The 15,771-nt window shown below is 68.3% G+C and carries 12 protein-coding genes, 2 rRNA genes and 2 pseudogenes; 3 read left to right on the top strand and 13 right to left on the bottom strand.

Annotated elements, in window-relative coordinates:
* Positions 1-103: 103 nt before the first annotated feature.
* On the bottom strand, positions 104-445 hold the full coding sequence (locus AC0VYN_RS02120; protein ID WP_386926341.1) for a glutaredoxin family protein: 342 nt from the start codon (positions 443-445) through the stop codon (positions 104-106).
* A gap of 198 nt (positions 446-643) precedes the next feature.
* Here AC0VYN_RS02120 and AC0VYN_RS02115 point away from each other — a divergent pair, with 198 nt between their 5' ends.
* The 3 genes from AC0VYN_RS02115 to AC0VYN_RS02105 all read left to right on the top strand — a co-directional run bounded on the left by AC0VYN_RS02115 (position 644) and on the right by AC0VYN_RS02105 (position 4,198).
* On the top strand, positions 644-1,567 hold the full coding sequence (locus AC0VYN_RS02115; protein WP_475534535.1) for an HAD family hydrolase: 924 nt from the start codon (positions 644-646) through the stop codon (positions 1,565-1,567).
* Positions 1,568-1,909: 342 nt separating this feature from the next.
* Positions 1,910-2,701: an ECF subfamily RNA polymerase sigma factor, BldN family gene (locus tag AC0VYN_RS02110; protein ID WP_475534534.1), complete on the top strand. Its 792-nt coding sequence runs from the start codon at positions 1,910-1,912 to the stop codon at positions 2,699-2,701.
* 252 nt (positions 2,702-2,953) lie between these two features.
* Positions 2,954-4,198 carry a DUF5667 domain-containing protein gene (locus AC0VYN_RS02105; RefSeq protein ID WP_475534533.1) on the top strand — a complete coding sequence of 415 codons (1,245 nt, stop codon included), beginning with the start codon at positions 2,954-2,956 and terminating at the stop codon, positions 4,196-4,198.
* A gap of 202 nt (positions 4,199-4,400) precedes the next feature.
* On the opposite strand, the pseudogene AC0VYN_RS02100 reads toward AC0VYN_RS02105, so the two are convergent.
* From AC0VYN_RS02100 to AC0VYN_RS02045, 12 genes and pseudogenes are all read right to left on the bottom strand, one after another.
* Positions 4,401-5,240 (bottom strand): annotated as a pseudogene (locus AC0VYN_RS02100) (lysophospholipid acyltransferase family protein); the annotation flags it as partial.
* 89 nt (positions 5,241-5,329) lie between these two features.
* Positions 5,330-5,492: pseudogene (locus AC0VYN_RS02095) on the bottom strand (glycerol acyltransferase); the annotation flags it as partial.
* A 14-nt stretch (positions 5,493-5,506) separates the two neighbouring features.
* Complete coding sequence (locus AC0VYN_RS02090; RefSeq protein ID WP_475534532.1) at positions 5,507-6,568, bottom strand: NAD-dependent epimerase/dehydratase family protein; 1,062 nt, start codon at positions 6,566-6,568, stop codon at positions 5,507-5,509.
* A gap of 211 nt (positions 6,569-6,779) precedes the next feature.
* Positions 6,780-6,878 (bottom strand): 30S ribosomal protein bS22, encoded by a 99-nt coding sequence (locus AC0VYN_RS02085; RefSeq protein WP_003948845.1) that lies wholly within the window; start codon positions 6,876-6,878, stop codon positions 6,780-6,782.
* A 109-nt stretch (positions 6,879-6,987) separates the two neighbouring features.
* Positions 6,988-7,200: a helix-turn-helix domain-containing protein gene (locus AC0VYN_RS02080; protein ID WP_007443703.1), complete on the bottom strand. Its 213-nt coding sequence runs from the start codon at positions 7,198-7,200 to the stop codon at positions 6,988-6,990.
* 129 nt (positions 7,201-7,329) lie between these two features.
* Positions 7,330-8,145, bottom strand: a complete 816-nt coding sequence (locus tag AC0VYN_RS02075) for a phosphatase (protein WP_475534531.1) — start codon at positions 8,143-8,145, stop codon at positions 7,330-7,332.
* Positions 8,146-8,293: 148 nt separating this feature from the next.
* Positions 8,294-9,466, bottom strand: coding sequence for an acetoin utilization protein AcuC (locus tag AC0VYN_RS02070; RefSeq protein ID WP_475534530.1), 1,173 nt, complete (start codon positions 9,464-9,466; stop codon positions 8,294-8,296).
* Complete coding sequence (locus AC0VYN_RS02065) at positions 9,417-10,640, bottom strand: MFS transporter (RefSeq protein ID WP_475534529.1); 1,224 nt, start codon at positions 10,638-10,640, stop codon at positions 9,417-9,419. Before AC0VYN_RS02065 ends, AC0VYN_RS02070 begins: the two co-directional genes overlap by 50 nt.
* A gap of 23 nt (positions 10,641-10,663) precedes the next feature.
* Complete coding sequence (locus tag AC0VYN_RS02060) at positions 10,664-11,422, bottom strand: VC0807 family protein (RefSeq protein WP_475534528.1); 759 nt, start codon at positions 11,420-11,422, stop codon at positions 10,664-10,666.
* Between the two features lie 93 nt (positions 11,423-11,515).
* Positions 11,516-12,160 carry an HAD family hydrolase gene (locus AC0VYN_RS02055; protein WP_475534527.1) on the bottom strand — a complete coding sequence of 215 codons (645 nt, stop codon included), beginning with the start codon at positions 12,158-12,160 and terminating at the stop codon, positions 11,516-11,518.
* Positions 12,161-12,219: 59 nt separating this feature from the next.
* Positions 12,220-12,336 (bottom strand): 5S ribosomal RNA (rrf, locus tag AC0VYN_RS02050).
* Between the two features lie 87 nt (positions 12,337-12,423).
* Positions 12,424-15,545: ribosomal RNA gene (locus AC0VYN_RS02045) — 23S ribosomal RNA — on the bottom strand.
* Positions 15,546-15,771: the final 226 nt, after the last annotated feature.

Here is a 15,771-nt window from a genome sequence, read left to right as displayed (position 1 = left end):
CTCGCACCCGCGTTCCTGTCCCATCGGGGGCAAAGCCGCTCACGCTCCTCACGATCAACGCCCCCGAGACCATGTCGCCATCGATCCTAAGCGACCATCCGGACTACTTGTACTGCTCGGTCAGTGCCCTGCGCAGGCGCTCCTCGTTCACACGCCAGAAGGTGTGCTGCCTGCCGTCGACCAGGACGACCGGGATCTGCTCCCAGTACTGGTCGTGGAGCCGGCTGTCCTCGGTGATGTCCTTCCCCTCCCAGGGGACACCGAGTTCGGCACACACCTTCTCGACGACGAGCTGTGCGTCATCACACAGATGACAGCCGGGTTTGCGGATGAGGGTGACGAGATGGTTCTCGGAGTGCGGAGGGCTTGGCGGGTGCTCGGCGGTCTCGGGGGCCCCGGGCGCCTGCGGGGCCCTGCGGCGGAAGAGGGGACTCATGCCGGCCATTCTCGCGCGGACCCGACCGGAGGGAACGCCTCCGCCGACGACCGGCCCCCGCGCGGAGCCGCCGACCGGACCGCCCGTGGGACCGGCGGCCCGACACACCCGCGGGCCCGGCCCCGCAACGCACCGGCCGCCCAGAGTTCACGGCCCCCCAACCTCTCGGGTCCGAAGCCTCCGAACAAACTGGCTATGCTCACGGACATGGCCGCTCTCGGATGGCTCACCCCCCGTAGGCGCTCCGCCACGGCGCGGAGCGTGTTGGCAGGCGAGGCCTCGGCGGAGGCCGCCCGCAAGTCCACCCAGGACCTTCCCGACGCCGCCCCCGGCGTGGAACCCGAGTTCCCCGTCCACGGCGACGACCGCGCCGCCGCCTTCTTCGACCTCGACAACACCGTGATGCAGGGCGCCGCCCTCTTCCACTTCGGCCGGGGCCTGTACAAGCGGAAGTTCTTCGAGACCCGCGACCTCGCCCGGTTCGCCTGGCAGCAGGCGTGGTTCCGGCTCGCCGGCATCGAGGACCCGGAGCACATGCAGGACGCCCGCGACTCGGCGCTCTCCATCGTCAAGGGCCACCGCGTCTCCGAGCTGAGGTCGATCGGCGAGGAGATCTACGACGAGTACATGGCCGAGCGGATCTGGCCGGGCACCCGGGCCCTGGCCCAGGCCCACCTCGACGCCGGGCAGAAGGTCTGGCTGGTCACGGCCGCCCCGGTGGAGATCGCCCAGGTGATCGCCCGCCGGCTGGGCCTGACGGGCGCGCTCGGCACGGTCGCCGAGTCCATCGGCGGCGTCTACACGGGCAAGCTGGTCGGCGAACCGCTGCACGGCCCCGCCAAGGCGGAGGCGGTACGGGCGCTGGCGGCGGCCGAGGGCCTGGACCTCTCCCGCTGCGCCGCCTACAGCGACTCCCACAACGACATCCCGATGCTGTCGCTGGTCGGCCATCCGTACGCGATCAATCCCGACTCGAAACTGCGCAAGCACGCTCGCGAGCTGGAATGGCGGCTGCGCGACTACCGCACGGGCCGCAAGGCCGCGAAGGTCGGCATCCCGGCCGCGGCCGGCGTCGGCGCGGTGGCGGGCGGCACGGTGGCGGCCATCGCGCTGCACCGTCGCCGCCGCTGACCCCCGACCGGCACGGCACCGCACGTGCGGGCGCCGCTCGGTCAATCGGTCCGGCATACCCGCGGAGGGCTCTCTTCAGTCCCCTTCTCCCACATCGGGCACAACACGCACTGTAGTCACAAGGAAGCCGAACCGTTTCGGTCGTCAAGCGATCAATCTGCGGCACTCGACCGGGCGTCAATCGGCCACGGAAGCGACGTAATCGATGATTTGAGCAACTGGGCGTAGCAGCACCTGTACGAAGCGTTATTCTCCTCAGACGCAATCCGGTACCCCACCTTCGCTACGACGGGTGAATGGTTCCGTACTGCACGTGATGGAAGCTCTGCCTCTGGGAGTCCCGTGTACCCACACGTCGGGGTTGACGCCTCGGGCCTGGCTACGCTGCGCGCAACGGTCAAATCAGCCCAGGACCTGCTGCGCGTCTTCGTCCCCACCGCGTACGCCGTCCCCGCCCTCGCCGCGGCCGCCGCCCCCGCGGGCCCGTGCTATGCACTGGCCGAGGGCAGCGCCGCCGTCGGCAGACGGGCGCGGTCGTCCTCGTCGGGGGCCGCCGCCACCCACCGCCGCCCCGCCGCGGACAGCGACAGCGCCCGCATGATGGACCTGGTCGAACGCGCCCAGGCCGGCGAGGCCGACGCGTTCGGGCGGCTCTACGACCAGTACAGCGACACCGTCTACCGCTACATCTACTACCGCGTGGGCGGCAAGGCGACCGCCGAGGACCTGACCAGCGAGACGTTCCTGCGGGCCCTCAGGCGCATCGGCACCTTCACCTGGCAGGGGCGCGACTTCGGCGCCTGGCTCGTGACCATCGCCCGCAACCTCGTCGCCGACCACTTCAAGTCCAGCCGCTTCCGGCTCGAGGTCACCACCGGCGAGATGCTCGACGCCAACGAGGTCGAGCGCTCCCCCGAGGACTCCGTCCTCGAGTCCCTCTCCAACGCCGCCCTGCTCGACGCCGTCCGGCGGCTCAACCCACAACAGCAGGAGTGCGTCACCCTCCGCTTCCTCCAGGGCCTCTCGGTCGCCGAGACCGCCCGTGTCATGGGCAAGAACGAGGGCGCCATCAAGACCCTCCAGTACCGGGCCGTCCGCACCCTCGCCCGACTGCTGCCGGACGACGCCCGCTGAGTCCCCGGCGCCCCTGAGGCGCCACCACCCTACGCATCCCCCAAGTCACCGTCTGTCGAAGTCGGTTGAGACCTCGGTCCGGTCATCCGTCGTCCGTAACCCAAGTACCGCGCCGCTCGTTGTGCGGGATGCAGGCTCCCTGTGGTCACCCCCGACCGGCTCCGATCACACGTTCGTATGGTTTCGGAAGGGGCGTGCAACCCTCAGGACCCCCTGGGGAGTCGACCGTGATGACGAGAGGAGGTGCCGCCAGTGATCGCGAACGTATCGGCGCACCGGCGGGCGAACGCCTTCGCCCAGGCTCTGGAGGACCAGTCCGATCCCGGGGCGGCGGCCGAGCAGTCCGAAGGCCCGGCACCCGCCGGGACCGCCGCGGACCAGACCGGGCAGGGACGTCTGCTGTCCCTCGCCGCCGGCCTGGAATCGCTGCCCCGGCCGGAGCTGGACCCCGAGGTCAAGGTCGTCCAACGGGCCCAGCTGGTGGCCGCGTTCGAGGCCATGATGCAGGAGGGCACCGCGGGCGGCGGGGCGACGGACCCTTCGGTGCCCGAGCAGCGCCGGGCCCGCGGCGCCCATCGGGCGACCCCGCTGGGAAAGCTCCGGCCGCGCTCGCGGCTGGCCAAGGGCCTCACCGCGGGCGGACTGAGCGTGAGTGTCGCCGCCGGAGCCCTCGGCGGAGTCGCCGCTGCCAGTTCGGACGCGCTGCCCGGTGACTCGCTCTACGGCCTCAAGCGCGGCATAGAGGACTTCAAGCTCGGCTTCGCCGACGGCGACGACGAGCGCGGCCGGGCCTACCTCGACCTGGCGTCGACCCGGCTCAACGAGGCACGACGCCTCATGGAGCGCGGCCGCAGCGGCCCCCTCGACCACGAGGACCTCGGCGAGATCCGCCGAGCCCTGTCCGGCATGCGGCACGACGCGTCCGAGGGCCACCGCCTGCTCAGCGCCGCCTACGCCCGCGACCCCGAATCCCTGGCCCCCATGCAGGCGCTCTCCGCCTTCTCCCGCTCACACCGGGAGACCTGGGGCGCCCTGCGCGAGCGGCTGCCCGTGCAGCTCGGGGACGTCAGTGAAGAGGTGTCGTCGGTGCTCGACGCCATAGAGGACGACGTCGCCCCGCTGCAGTCCCTGCTGCCGAAAGCACCGGCCCAGGACGGCACTCCCGGCGACGACGGACGACCGGGCGGTTCCGGCCCGGCGGCCACCGAGGCACCCGGCACCGGGCGCTCCGCGTCCCCCGGCACCGGCAGCAGCGGGCCGTCCGACGGCCCGGGCACCGGCAGCGGCGGCCCCAGCGAGTCGGCCGCCTCCGGCAGCACCGACGACGGCCTGCTCGGCGGCAACACCGGCGGCCTGCTCGACCCGCCCGAGGCGAGCGGCAGCGCCACCCCGTCGCCCCGGGACAGCGCGGCGTTCCCCAAGCCGGACGTCACCCTCCCGCCCCTCCTCCCCGGCCTGCTTCCCGGGCTGGGGATCCACGGCGAGGACGCGGACTGACACCGTGGGGTGCCCCTGCATCAGGGGCACCCCGTCGCTCTCAGAAGAACACCGACCGCCGTTGCACCAGCAACTTGTAGAGCGTGTGCTGGAGCCCACCCACACCGCCGGCCTCGCGCCGCTGCGCGGGCTTCGCCCGGCTGCGCCGGACTCCGTCCGCCGACTCACCGCACCCCGCCGTCACGCCCCGCCTCGCCTCGCCTCAGAAGAACACCGACCGCCGTTGCACCAGCAACTTGTAGAGCGTGTGCTGGATCTGCTCCCTGACCTGGTCCGTCAGGTTGAACATCAGCATCGGGTCCTCGGCCGCCTCCGGCGGATATCCGTCCGTCGGAATCGGCTCACCGAACTGGATCGTCCACTTCGTCGGCAGCGGCACCGCACCCAGCGGACCGAGCCACGGGAAGGTCGGCGTCAGCGGGAAGTACGGGAAGCCCAGCAGCCGTGCCAGGGTCTTCGAGTTGCCGATCATCGGATAGATCTCCTCCGCCCCGACGATCGAGCACGGAATGATCGGTGCGCCCTGCCGCAGCGCCGTCGACACGAAACCGCCGCGCCCGAAGCGCTGCAGCTTGTAGCGCTCGCTGAACGGCTTGCCGATGCCCTTGAACCCCTCCGGCATCACCCCGACCAGCTCCCCCTGGGCCAGCAGCCGTTCCGCGTCCTCCGCGCACGCCAGCGTGTGGCCGAGCTTGCGGGCCAGCTCGTTGACCACCGGCAGCACGAACACCAGGTCCGCCGCCAGCAGCCGCAGATGCCGGTCGGCCGGGTGACGGTCGTGCACCGCGACCTGCATCATCAGGCCGTCCAGCGGCAATGTCCCGGAGTGGTTGGCGACGATCAGCGCGCCCCCCTCCGCGGGGATGTTCTCCACGCCCTTCACGTCGACCCGGAAGTACTTCTCGTACATCGGGCGGAGCAGCGACATCAGGACCTGGTCGGTGAGTTCGGCGTCGTAGCCGAAGTCGTCGACCTCGTAGTCGCCGGTGAGACGGCGCCGCAGGAAGGACAGGCCGGCCGCGACCCGCCGCTCGAGGCCGCCGTCCGGGTCCTGTGCCCGCACCGCGCCGTCGTCACCGCGGGACCCCGGCGACGACCCGCCGGACACGCGCGCGTCGTCCCCCGTCGCCCCGCGGACGGGCAGCGGCTCCACCTCGCGCACCGGCACGGACTCCGCCGCGCCGCCCTTGAGCCGGCTCCCCCCACCGCGGCGCCGCGCCGGGCGCTGTCCCGCACTCCCGCCGCTCCCCCGGGACCGGTCGTCGTCGAACGGAATGACCTTGGCGTCCGCCATCGTTGCCGCGCTCCTCAGTTGGCGCTCTGGGTCGGAAGGGGGCCGCCGCCCCGCAGGGACAGCTCCGCGATCCGGTCGACGGCCCCCGCGAGGGCCTCCGGCGGCAGCAGCCCCGGGCCGCGGCCGCGCACGAAGTCCGCGAACGTCTCGGCCGTCGTGTACTTCGGCCGGAATCCGAGGGTCTCGCGCATCTGCGTGGTGTCCACGACCCGTCCGTGGGTGAGCAGCCGGATCTGCTCCGGGGAGAAGTCCGTCATCCCCAGCGTACGCACGAGGGAGCCCGCCCAGGTGACCGCCGGAAGCAGCAGCGGCACCGTGGGGCGGCCCAGCCGCCGCGAGCACTGGGAGAGCAGCAGGACACCTGAACCGGCGATGTTGAACGTGCCGCTGTTCAGCGTGCCGCGCCGCGGTTCGTGCGAGGCGACGCGCAGCACCTCGATCACGTCGTCCTCGTGCACGAACTGCAGCCGCGGGTCGTAGCCGAACACCGTCGGCAGCACCGGCAGCCCGAAGTACGACGCGAGGGGCGTGTCCGCGCTCCGGCCCAGGATGTTGGCGAACCGCAGCACGCACACCGCGACGTCCGGCCGGCGGCGCGCGAAGCCCCGCACGTACCCCTCGACCTCCACGGCGTCCTTGGCGAAACCGCCGCTGGGCAGCGACTTAGGCGGGGTGGTTTCGGTGCAGACGGCCGGGTCGCGGGGCGCGGAACCGTAGACGTTCGTACTGGACTTGACCACGAGCCGCTTCACGGTCGGGGACTTCTGGCAGGCGCCGAGCAGCTGCATCGTGCCGATGACGTTGGTCTCCTTGACCGACGTGCGGCTGCCGCTGCCCAGCGGGGTGCCCGTGACGTCCATGTGGACGACCGTGTCGGCGCCCGTCTCCGCCAGCACCCGCCCGATGGCCGACTGCCTGATGTCCGCCAGCACGAAGTCGGCACCGCCCAGGTGGTGCTCGGGCGCGACGGCGTCCACGGCCACGACCCGGTCCACGTCGGGATCACGCTGGATCCGCCGGACGAACCGGCCTCCCAGCGGACGGGCCACCCCGGTCACGAGCACGACCTTGCTCAAGATCAGCGCCTTCCTCTCGCCCTACTGCGTACCCTGCCGCGTTCCCGCCTGCGGGCCAACTTAGCCGGTCGGTGTTGCGCTGTGATGACCGCCGGATGCAGCACGTGACGGGAATTCACGCCCACCCGAACGCCACGAGCCCGGAAGACGACTGCGGCCCCCCACCGGATGCGGTGGGGGGCCACAGACCACGCTGACGGCGCAGCGTCGCTTACTTCTTGTTGCGACGCTGAACGCGCGTGCGCTTGAGCAGCTTGCGGTGCTTCTTCTTGGCCATCCGCTTGCGCCGCTTCTTGATAACAGAGCCCACGACTACCCTCGCTCACTTCTCATCACTCGGTTGTTTGGGCGCCATGGGCCCACACGACCTACGAGGGGCCAGCCTACCCGCCCGAGCGCTGAGGTCGTAATCGAGGTCGTCAGGCCGTTTCCACCCCCACATAGCTCTCGCGGAGGTACTCGTGAACCGCTTGCTCCGGGACACGGAACGACCGTCCCACCCGGATCGCGGGCAGATGACCGCTGTGCACCAACCGGTACACGGTCATCTTGGACACGCGCATCACCGCGGCGACCTCCGCCACGGTAAGGAACTGAACCTCGTTCAGAGGCCTTTCGCCAGCTGCAGCCATGACACACCTGAACCTTCCGCACTCGACGGCCACCGGCTTCCCCTTCCGGTGACTCTTCGTCGTTGCGTGCTCACTCCCCAATGTAGGTGCGGGTGATGCGAATGGGGAAGAGGTGCATCCATCAGCATGCTACTGGGACAGACACGCCCGATTGAGTACGTAGCGGGTGAGCGGCAGGTAGTACTCGGGCCGCACGCCGTCATCAAGTGGAACGGCGACGGACACCAGCCCCTCGGCCTCCCCCACGAAGAGCGCGGGATCGTTCGTATCGCCCGGCCCGATGGCCTCGAACCCCAGCTGACCTGCTCCGCAGACCCAGCCGTGGTCCCCGATCACCAACTCGGGAAGCGGCCCGCCGGCCTCGGCCGCCACCGCCAGCGCGGTCCGAACCGGGAGCGGCGAGTGCGTGTGTGCGCCGGGCTCACGCCCGGAGCGTTCCGCGTCCTCCTCCCGCACCAACCCGACTCCGCGGACGTACTCGAGGTTGCAGATGCGTAGACCGAACCGGGTCGTTATGTCGACACGGCGACCCTGCGCCGGGGTGAGGACAGCACATCCCGCCGCCGACAGGGCGTCGGCCAGGGCGACGTAGAAACCAAGCAGCCGATGCGGGTGCCCGGTGCCCAGGAGGACCGGAGCGCGACGCTCGGCGACCGCGGCGAGCCGCCCGGCGAAGGCGTCCAGAGCGGTCAGCGTCCGCTCGGGGTCGATCACATCCTGGCCCGAAGTATGCCGCGGGTCGGCCGAAACGCCACACCTGCGCGCCATCAACCCGAGCAGCTCCCGCTGCCCCCAGTCGCCCTGCGGGTCGATCCCGAGCAGCACCCGCGGGTCCCGTGCGGCGAACAGCCGGTAGCTCCGCAGACTCACCTCGCGAGAGGTGGCCACGACTCCGGCAAGACGAGCGTCCAGAAGATGAGCCCGAAGAGCTCCACGGCTCAGCACACCCCCATCCTTCCGCCCCCACCCACCCCCGCCCCCCGAACCCCCCGAACACCCCACAATCGGCCCAACCCCAACCCCAACCCCAACCCCAGCCGCCGCCCACGCCGGGCACCCCACAGGCGGCCGAGGCCCTCACCTCACCCCACCGTCACGCCAACAACCCCCGCAGGGGAAACACCGCCCGCCGAGTAGCCACCACCGCCTGATCCAACCGATCCGCGGGGTCGTACCCCGCCTCCCACGAGGCCCACCCCACCGGCCACCGCCCATCGGTCATCCGCATCGGCCCGAGCTGCCGCGTCCGCGCGAACACCTCCTGCCGCCACCCCTCGGGAATCACCGTCTCCGGCTCCACCGGCCGCCCCGCCGCGATCCCCACCAGGTGCGTCCACGACCGCGGCACCACCTCCACCACCGCGTAGCCGCCCCCGCCCAGCGCCACCCACCGCCCGTCGGCGTGTTCGTGCGCCAGGTCGTGACACGCCACCTGCACGGCCCGCTGCGCGTCCAGGGACACCGCCAGATGCGCCAGCGGATCCTCGAAGTGCGTGTCGGCCCCGTGCTGCGTCACCAGCACCTGCGGCCGGAAGTCCGCGATCAGCTCCGGCACCACCGCGTGGAACGCCCGCACCCACCCCGCGTCCCCGGTCCCGGCCGGCAGCGCGACGTTCACGGCCGAGCCCTCGGCGTTGTCGGCCCCGGTCTCCTCCGGCCACCCCGTCTGCGGGAACAGCGACCGCGGATGCTCGTGCAGCGAGATCGTCAGGACCCGCGGGTCCTCCCAGAACGCCGCCTGCACCCCGTCCCCGTGGTGCACGTCGACGTCCACGTACGCGACCCGCTCCGCCCCCAGCTCCAGCAGCCGCGCGATGGCCAGCGCCGCGTCGTTGTAGACGCAGAACCCCGACGCCGCCCCCGGCATCGCATGGTGCAGTCCGCCCGCGAAGTTCACCGCGTGCAGCGCGTCCCCGCGCCACACCGCCTCCGCCGCACCCACCGACTGCCCGGCGATCAGCGCGGACACCTCGTGCATCCCCGGGAACGCCGGATCGTCGACCGTCCCCAGCCCGTACGCCGGGTCCGCCGCATCCGGATCCGCGGAGGCCGCCTTCACGGCGTCGATGTAGTCCTCCCGGTGGACGAGCCGCAGCGTCGACTCCCCCGCGGCCTTCGCCGCGACGACCTCCACCTCGCGATCCAGCCCGAGGGCGCCGACCAGTCCTCGCGTCAGGGCGAGCCGGACCGGATCCATCGGATGGTCCGGACCGAAGTCATAGCCCGTTACTGCCTCGTCCCACATCAGCTGTGCGCGGCCGCTCATGCCCGCCACCGTATCGGTCCGGTTGAGCCTCGAACGACCTGGCGTACACCAGCGTCACCAGCACCAGGACCATCGGCACGAGCATGGCACCGCGGTAGCTCCAGGCGTCCCCGAGCGCGCCCACCAACGGCGAACCGATGAGGAAACCCACGTAGTTGAAGACGTTGAGCCGCGCCACCGCGGCGTCGGACGCCCCGGGGAACAGACGCCCCGCCGCCGCGAAGGTCTGCGGCACCAGCACGCACAATCCCAGCCCCAGCAGGGTGAACCCGAGCATCCCGGCCCACGCCCCCGGCGCGGCGGCCACCACCGCGAACCCGCCCGCCGCGACGACCGCCCCGCCCCGCACCACCGCGACGGCCCCCAGCCGCCGCACGCCGAAGTCCCCGACCGCCCGCCCCACCAGCGTCGTCACCATGTACACGTTGTACGGGACGGTCGCCAGTTGCTCCGAACTCCCCAGTACGTCCTGGAGGTACTTCGCGCTCCAGTTGGAGACCGTCGAGTCCCCGATGTACGCGAACGTCATGACCAGGCACAGCGGCAGCAGCACCTTGAAGCCGACCCCCGCCGCGGCGCCCCCGCCCGCCGGCGTCTCCGCCACGGCGCCCGTCCGCTCCCCGTCGACGTACCACCGGCTCCCCACCAGCGCGGCCGGCAACAGCACCGCCACGGCCGGGAGGTACGACACCCACAGCGCCAGGTCCCAGTGCGCCCCCGCCCACGCCAGCGAGGCCCCCAGGATCCCGCCCAGACTGTAGACCGCGTGGAACCCGAGCATGATGCTGCGCCCGTACGCCCGCTGCAGGCTCACCCCGAGCATGTTCATCGAGGCGTCCAGCGCCCCCACCGCCAGCCCGAACGCCCCCAGCGCCACGGCCAGGGCCACCATCCGGTCTCCCGCGCCGACGCCCAGCAGCGCCAGCAGCACCACGGGCTGGGACCAGCGCAGCACCCGACTTGGGCGTATCCGCCGCACCAGCCGCTCCGTCGCCACGCTCCCCGCACCGGCGAGGACGGGGACGGCGGCCAGGAAGACCGGCAGCAGCGCGTCGGAGACGCCGTACCGGTCCTGGATGGCCGGGATGCGCGTCACGAGCAGGGCGAAGGCGACCCCCTGCGCGAAGAAGCCGAACGCCAACGAGGCCCTGCCGCGCCGCAGCACATCTGTCATGGCGGCGAGCGTAGGGCCCCGGCTTACCGGTGGGTAGATCCCGCCAAAGGTGAATCCGCCTCAACTTCGCCGGGCTCGGCGAGGACGGGAGCCTGGGCCGGTGCGGCGTCGGGACCGGAGGCCGCGGCCACGGACGTGCCGAGCATGTGCACCATCGGGCCGGCGCCCAGGGCACCGCTGATCACGAAGGCCAGCACCATCGCGGCGACCATGATGACCGTCCCCAGCCAGACCATCGTGTCGACGGGGACCGTCCAGGCGCCGGCGGCCCGGGCCGCGCACTCGACGAGGAACGCCGTGCCCCACACACCGGTGAACCGCAGCTCCGCCCGCCGGAACGCCGGCGACTCCCGCCGCAGCCGCTCCCACGCGGCTTCCCGCCGGGCGTCCCCCTTGATCAGCCACGGCTTGAGGGTGGCGGTCATCATCGGCCGCCCCGTCAGCACGGACACCAGCAGCACGATCCCCACCACACTGCCGATCGCGCTGTCCTTCATGAGCAGCAGCCGGGCGTCCCCCGTCCCGAAGCTGAGCAGCAGCCCGACGAGGTTCACCAGGAGGATGAGGACGGGCAGGCCGTTCACCTCGCGGTGCCTGGACAGCCCCCACCCGGTCCGCAGCACCGGCACGACGGTGCTCCAGCCGAGCGCCGCGACGGAGCTCATCCCGAAGGCGCCCTTCAGGACGTAGTACGAGCCGACAGGTACCCCCACCTCCAGGAGCAGGGAGACGAAGGTACGACTCTTGCGCTGCTGGATGCCCGTGCCCGTGTTCGTCGTCATGCACACAGCTTCGCGGTCGGGCCCGGTCCCGCAGTAGAAACATCCGTCCGGAGGTCCGCATGACAAATGTCAGCACGGGCCGGCTGCCCGCCGTCATACGAGCAGGTCAGCCAACTCCCCCATGTCGCCGAAGAGTCGAGTGGACCCGGTGAGCCTCTCGGCCGGCGTCATCCCGGTGAACCCGTACACGTCCATCCCGGCCGCCACGGCCGCCCGCACTCCCAGCGCGCTGTCCTCGATCACCAGGCATCGCTGGGGTGCGACGCCCATCCGCTCGGCCGCGTGCAGGAACAGATCGGGCGCCGGCTTGCCCCGGCCCACGTCCTCGGCGCTGAAGATCCGCGCGTCGTCGAACCACCGGTCCAGCCCGGTCTTCCGATGCCCCACGCGGATCCGCTCATGGCTCCCGGAGGAGGCCACGCAGTACGGCACCTCGTCGGCCGCCAGCTTCTCCAGCACACCGACGACGCCGGGGACGGGCTCCAGGTCCCGCTCGAAGGCCGCGAACACCCGCCTGTGGAAGACATCGTCGAAGTCCTCCGGAAGCGGCCGGCCGGACCGCTCCAGGACCAGGTCGTGGACCCGGTGCATCGCGGACCCCATGTAGTCGCGCAGCGAGTCCTCGTACGACGTCGGGTGCCCCAGCTCGGTCAGATGGGCGGCCAGCAGGCGGTTGGAGACCGGTTCGCTGTCGACGAGGACACCGTCGTTGTCGAAGAGGATCAGTTCGTAGCGCATACGACGACCCTAAACGCAGAAAACCCCGCACCGTGAGGTGCGGGGTTTTCCCAATATTTGTTCGGCGGCGTCCTACTCTCCCACAGGGTCCCCCCTGCAGTACCATCGGCGCTGAAAGGCTTAGCTTCCGGGTTCGGAATGTAACCGGGCGTTTCCCTAACGCTATGACCACCGAAACACTATGAAACAGACAACCAGCCGCCCCTGTGACCGGGGACGGGTTGTTCGTGGTTTCAGAACCAACACAGTGGACGCGAGCAACTGAGGACAAGCCCTCGGCCTATTAGTACCGGTCACCTCCACACCTCACGGTGCTTCCAGATCCGGCCTATCAACCCAGTCGTCTACTGGGAGCCTTACCCCATCAAGTGGGTGGGAGTCCTCATCTCGAAGCAGGCTTCCCGCTTAGATGCTTTCAGCGGTTATCCCTCCCGAACGTAGCCAACCAGCCATGCCCTTGGCAGGACAACTGGCACACCAGAGGTTCGTCCGTCCCGGTCCTCTCGTACTAGGGACAGCCCTTCTCAAGACTCCTACGCGCACAGCGGATAGGGACCGAACTGTCTCACGACGTTCTAAACCCAGCTCGCGTACCGCTTTAATGGGCGAACAGCCCAACCCTTGGGACCGACTCCAGCCCCAGGATGCGACGAGCCGACATCGAGGTGCCAAACCATCCCGTCGATATGGACTCTTGGGGAAGATCAGCCTGTTATCCCCGGGGTACCTTTTATCCGTTGAGCGACGGCGCTTCCACAAGCCACCGCCGGATCACTAGTCCCGACTTTCGTCCCTGCTCGACCCGTCGGTCTCACAGTCAAGCTCCCTTGTGCACTTACACTCAACACCTGATTGCCAACCAGGCTGAGGGAACCTTTGGGCGCCTCCGTTACTCTTTAGGAGGCAACCGCCCCAGTTAAACTACCCATCAGACACTGTCCCTGATCCGGATCACGGACCCAGGTTAGACATCCAGCACGACCAGACTGGTATTTCAACGACGACTCCACCCATACTGGCGTATGGACTTCAAAGTCTCCCAGCTATCCTACACAAGCCGAACCGAACACCAATATCAAACTGTAGTAAAGGTCCCGGGGTCTTTCCGTCCTGCTGCGCGAAACGAGCATCTTTACTCGTAGTGCAATTTCACCGGGCCTATGGTTGAGACAGTCGAGAAGTCGTTACGCCATTCGTGCAGGTCGGAACTTACCCGACAAGGAATTTCGCTACCTTAGGATGGTTATAGTTACCACCGCCGTTTACTGGCGCTTAAGTTCTCAGCTTCGCCCCACCGAAATGGAGCTAACCGGTCCCCTTAACGTTCCAGCACCGGGCAGGCGTCAGTCCGTATACATCGCCTTACGGCTTCGCACGGACCTGTGTTTTTAGTAAACAGTCGCTTCTCGCTGGTCTCTGCGGCCACACCCAGCTCAGAGTGCAAGACTCGTCACCAGACGTGGCCCCCCTTCTCCCGAAGTTACGGGGGCATTTTGCCGAGTTCCTTAACCATAGTTCACCCGAACGCCTCGGTATTCTCTACCTGACCACCTGAGTCGGTTTAGGGTACGGGCCGCCATGAAACTCGCTAGAGGCTTTTCTCGACAGCATAGGATCATCCACTTCACCACAATCGGCTCGGCATCAGGTCTCAGCCACAAGTGCGACGGATTTGCCTATCGCACGGCCTACACCCTTACCCCGGGACAACCACCGCCCGGGATGGACTACCTTCCTGCGTCACCCCATCACTCACCTACTAACCGCTTGGTTCAGCGGCTCCACCACTCCCCTCAACTCCGAAGAGATCAGGGCGGCTTCACGGCCTTAGCATCACGATGCTCGATGTTTGACGCTTCACAGCGGGTACCGGAATATCAACCGGTTATCCATCGACTACGCCTGTCGGCCTCGCCTTAGGTCCCGACTTACCCTGGGCAGATCAGCTTGACCCAGGAACCCTTAGTCAATCGGCGCAAACGTTTCTCACGTTTGTATCGCTACTCATGCCTGCATTCTCACTCGTCAACCGTCCACAACTACCTTCCGGTGCTGCTTCACCCGGCAGACGACGCTCCCCTACCCATCACAGCGCCCGTTGGGGCTACATGCTGCAATGACACGACTTCGGCGGTACGCTTGAGCCCCGCTACATTGTCGGCGCGGAATCACTAGACCAGTGAGCTATTACGCACTCTTTCAAGGGTGGCTGCTTCTAAGCCAACCTCCTGGTTGTCTGTGCGACTCCACATCCTTTCCCACTTAGCGTACGCTTAGGGGCCTTAGTCGATGCTCTGGGCTGTTTCCCTCTCGACCATGGAGCTTATCCCCCACAGTCTCACTGCCGTGCTCTCACTTACCGGCATTCGGAGTTTGGCTAAGGTCAGTAACCCGGTAGGGCCCATCGCCTATCCAGTGCTCTACCTCCGGCAAGAAACACACGACGCTGCACCTAAATGCATTTCGGGGAGAACCAGCTATCACGGAGTTTGATTGGCCTTTCACCCCTAACCACAGGTCATCCCCCAGGTTTTCAACCCTGGTGGGTTCGGTCCTCCACGAAGTCTTACCTCCGCTTCAACCTGCCCATGGCTAGATCACTCCGCTTCGGGTCTTGAGCGTGCTACTGAAACGCCCTGTTCGGACTCGCTTTCGCTACGGCTTCCCCACTCGGGTTAACCTCGCAACACACCGCAAACTCGCAGGCTCATTCTTCAAAAGGCACGCAGTCACGACGCAAGGACAAGTCCTTGCGCGACGCTCCCACGGCTTGTAGGCACACGGTTTCAGGTACTATTTCACTCCGCTCCCGCGGTACTTTTCACCATTCCCTCACGGTACTATCCGCTATCGGTCACCAGGGAATATTTAGGCTTAGCGGGTGGTCCCGCCAGATTCACACGGGATTTCTCGGGCCCCGTGCTACTTGGGTGTCTCTCAAACGAGCCGCTGATGTTTCGACTACGGGGGTCTTACCCTCTACGCCGGACCTTTCGCATGTCCTTCGCCTACATCAACGGTTTCTGACTCGTCCTGTCGCCGGCAGACGACAGAAGAGAGATCCCACAACCCCCACGACGCAACCCCTGCCGGGTCTCACACGTCGTAGGTTTGGCCTCATCCGGTTTCGCTCGCCACTACTCCCGGAATCACGGTTGTTTTCTCTTCCTGCGGGTACTGAGATGTTTCACTTCCCCGCGTTCCCTCCACACTGCCTATGTGTTCAGCAGCGGGTGACAGCCCATGACGACTGCCGGGTTTCCCCATTCGGAAACCCCCGGATCAAAGCCTGGTTGACGACTCCCCGGGGACTATCGTGGCCTCCCACGTCCTTCATCGGTTCCTGGTGCCAAGGCATCCACCGTGCGCCCTTAAAAACTTGGCCACAGATGCTCGCGTCCACTGTGCAGTTCTCAAACAACGACCAACCACCCATCACCCCGGGACAACATCCCGAGTGCACTGGGGCCGGCAACTGAGGGTTCGTTCCCTCAGACACCCAACAGCGTGCCCGACACAATCCCTCTCCGGATTCACGTTCCACGCCGAAGCAGTACTAGTGATCCATCAAGTCGATCGTGCCGAGTAGTCAACGTTCCACCCATGAGCAA

Source organism: Streptomyces sp. 63XJN7_1_ISO-PGPR-S23-121, from assembly GCF_056173025.1.
The sequence above is the reverse complement of the archived record's forward strand: the minus strand, read 5'-3'. Positions and strand labels throughout refer to the sequence as shown.

Coding starts and splice junctions, on each gene's coding strand:
- AC0VYN_RS02120 (WP_386926341.1), bottom strand. CDS start 445: ATGGCCGGCATGAGTCCCCTCTTCCGCCGCAGGGCCCCGCAGGCGCCC.
- AC0VYN_RS02115 (WP_475534535.1), top strand. CDS start 644: ATGGCCGCTCTCGGATGGCTCACCCCCCGTAGGCGCTCCGCCACGGCG.
- AC0VYN_RS02080 (WP_007443703.1), bottom strand. CDS start 7,200: ATGGCTGCAGCTGGCGAAAGGCCTCTGAACGAGGTTCAGTTCCTTACC.
- AC0VYN_RS02070 (WP_475534530.1), bottom strand. CDS start 9,466: ATGAGCGGCCGCGCACAGCTGATGTGGGACGAGGCAGTAACGGGCTAT.
- AC0VYN_RS02065 (WP_475534529.1), bottom strand. CDS start 10,640: ATGACAGATGTGCTGCGGCGCGGCAGGGCCTCGTTGGCGTTCGGCTTC.
- AC0VYN_RS02060 (WP_475534528.1), bottom strand. CDS start 11,422: ATGACGACGAACACGGGCACGGGCATCCAGCAGCGCAAGAGTCGTACC.
- AC0VYN_RS02055 (WP_475534527.1), bottom strand. CDS start 12,160: ATGCGCTACGAACTGATCCTCTTCGACAACGACGGTGTCCTCGTCGAC.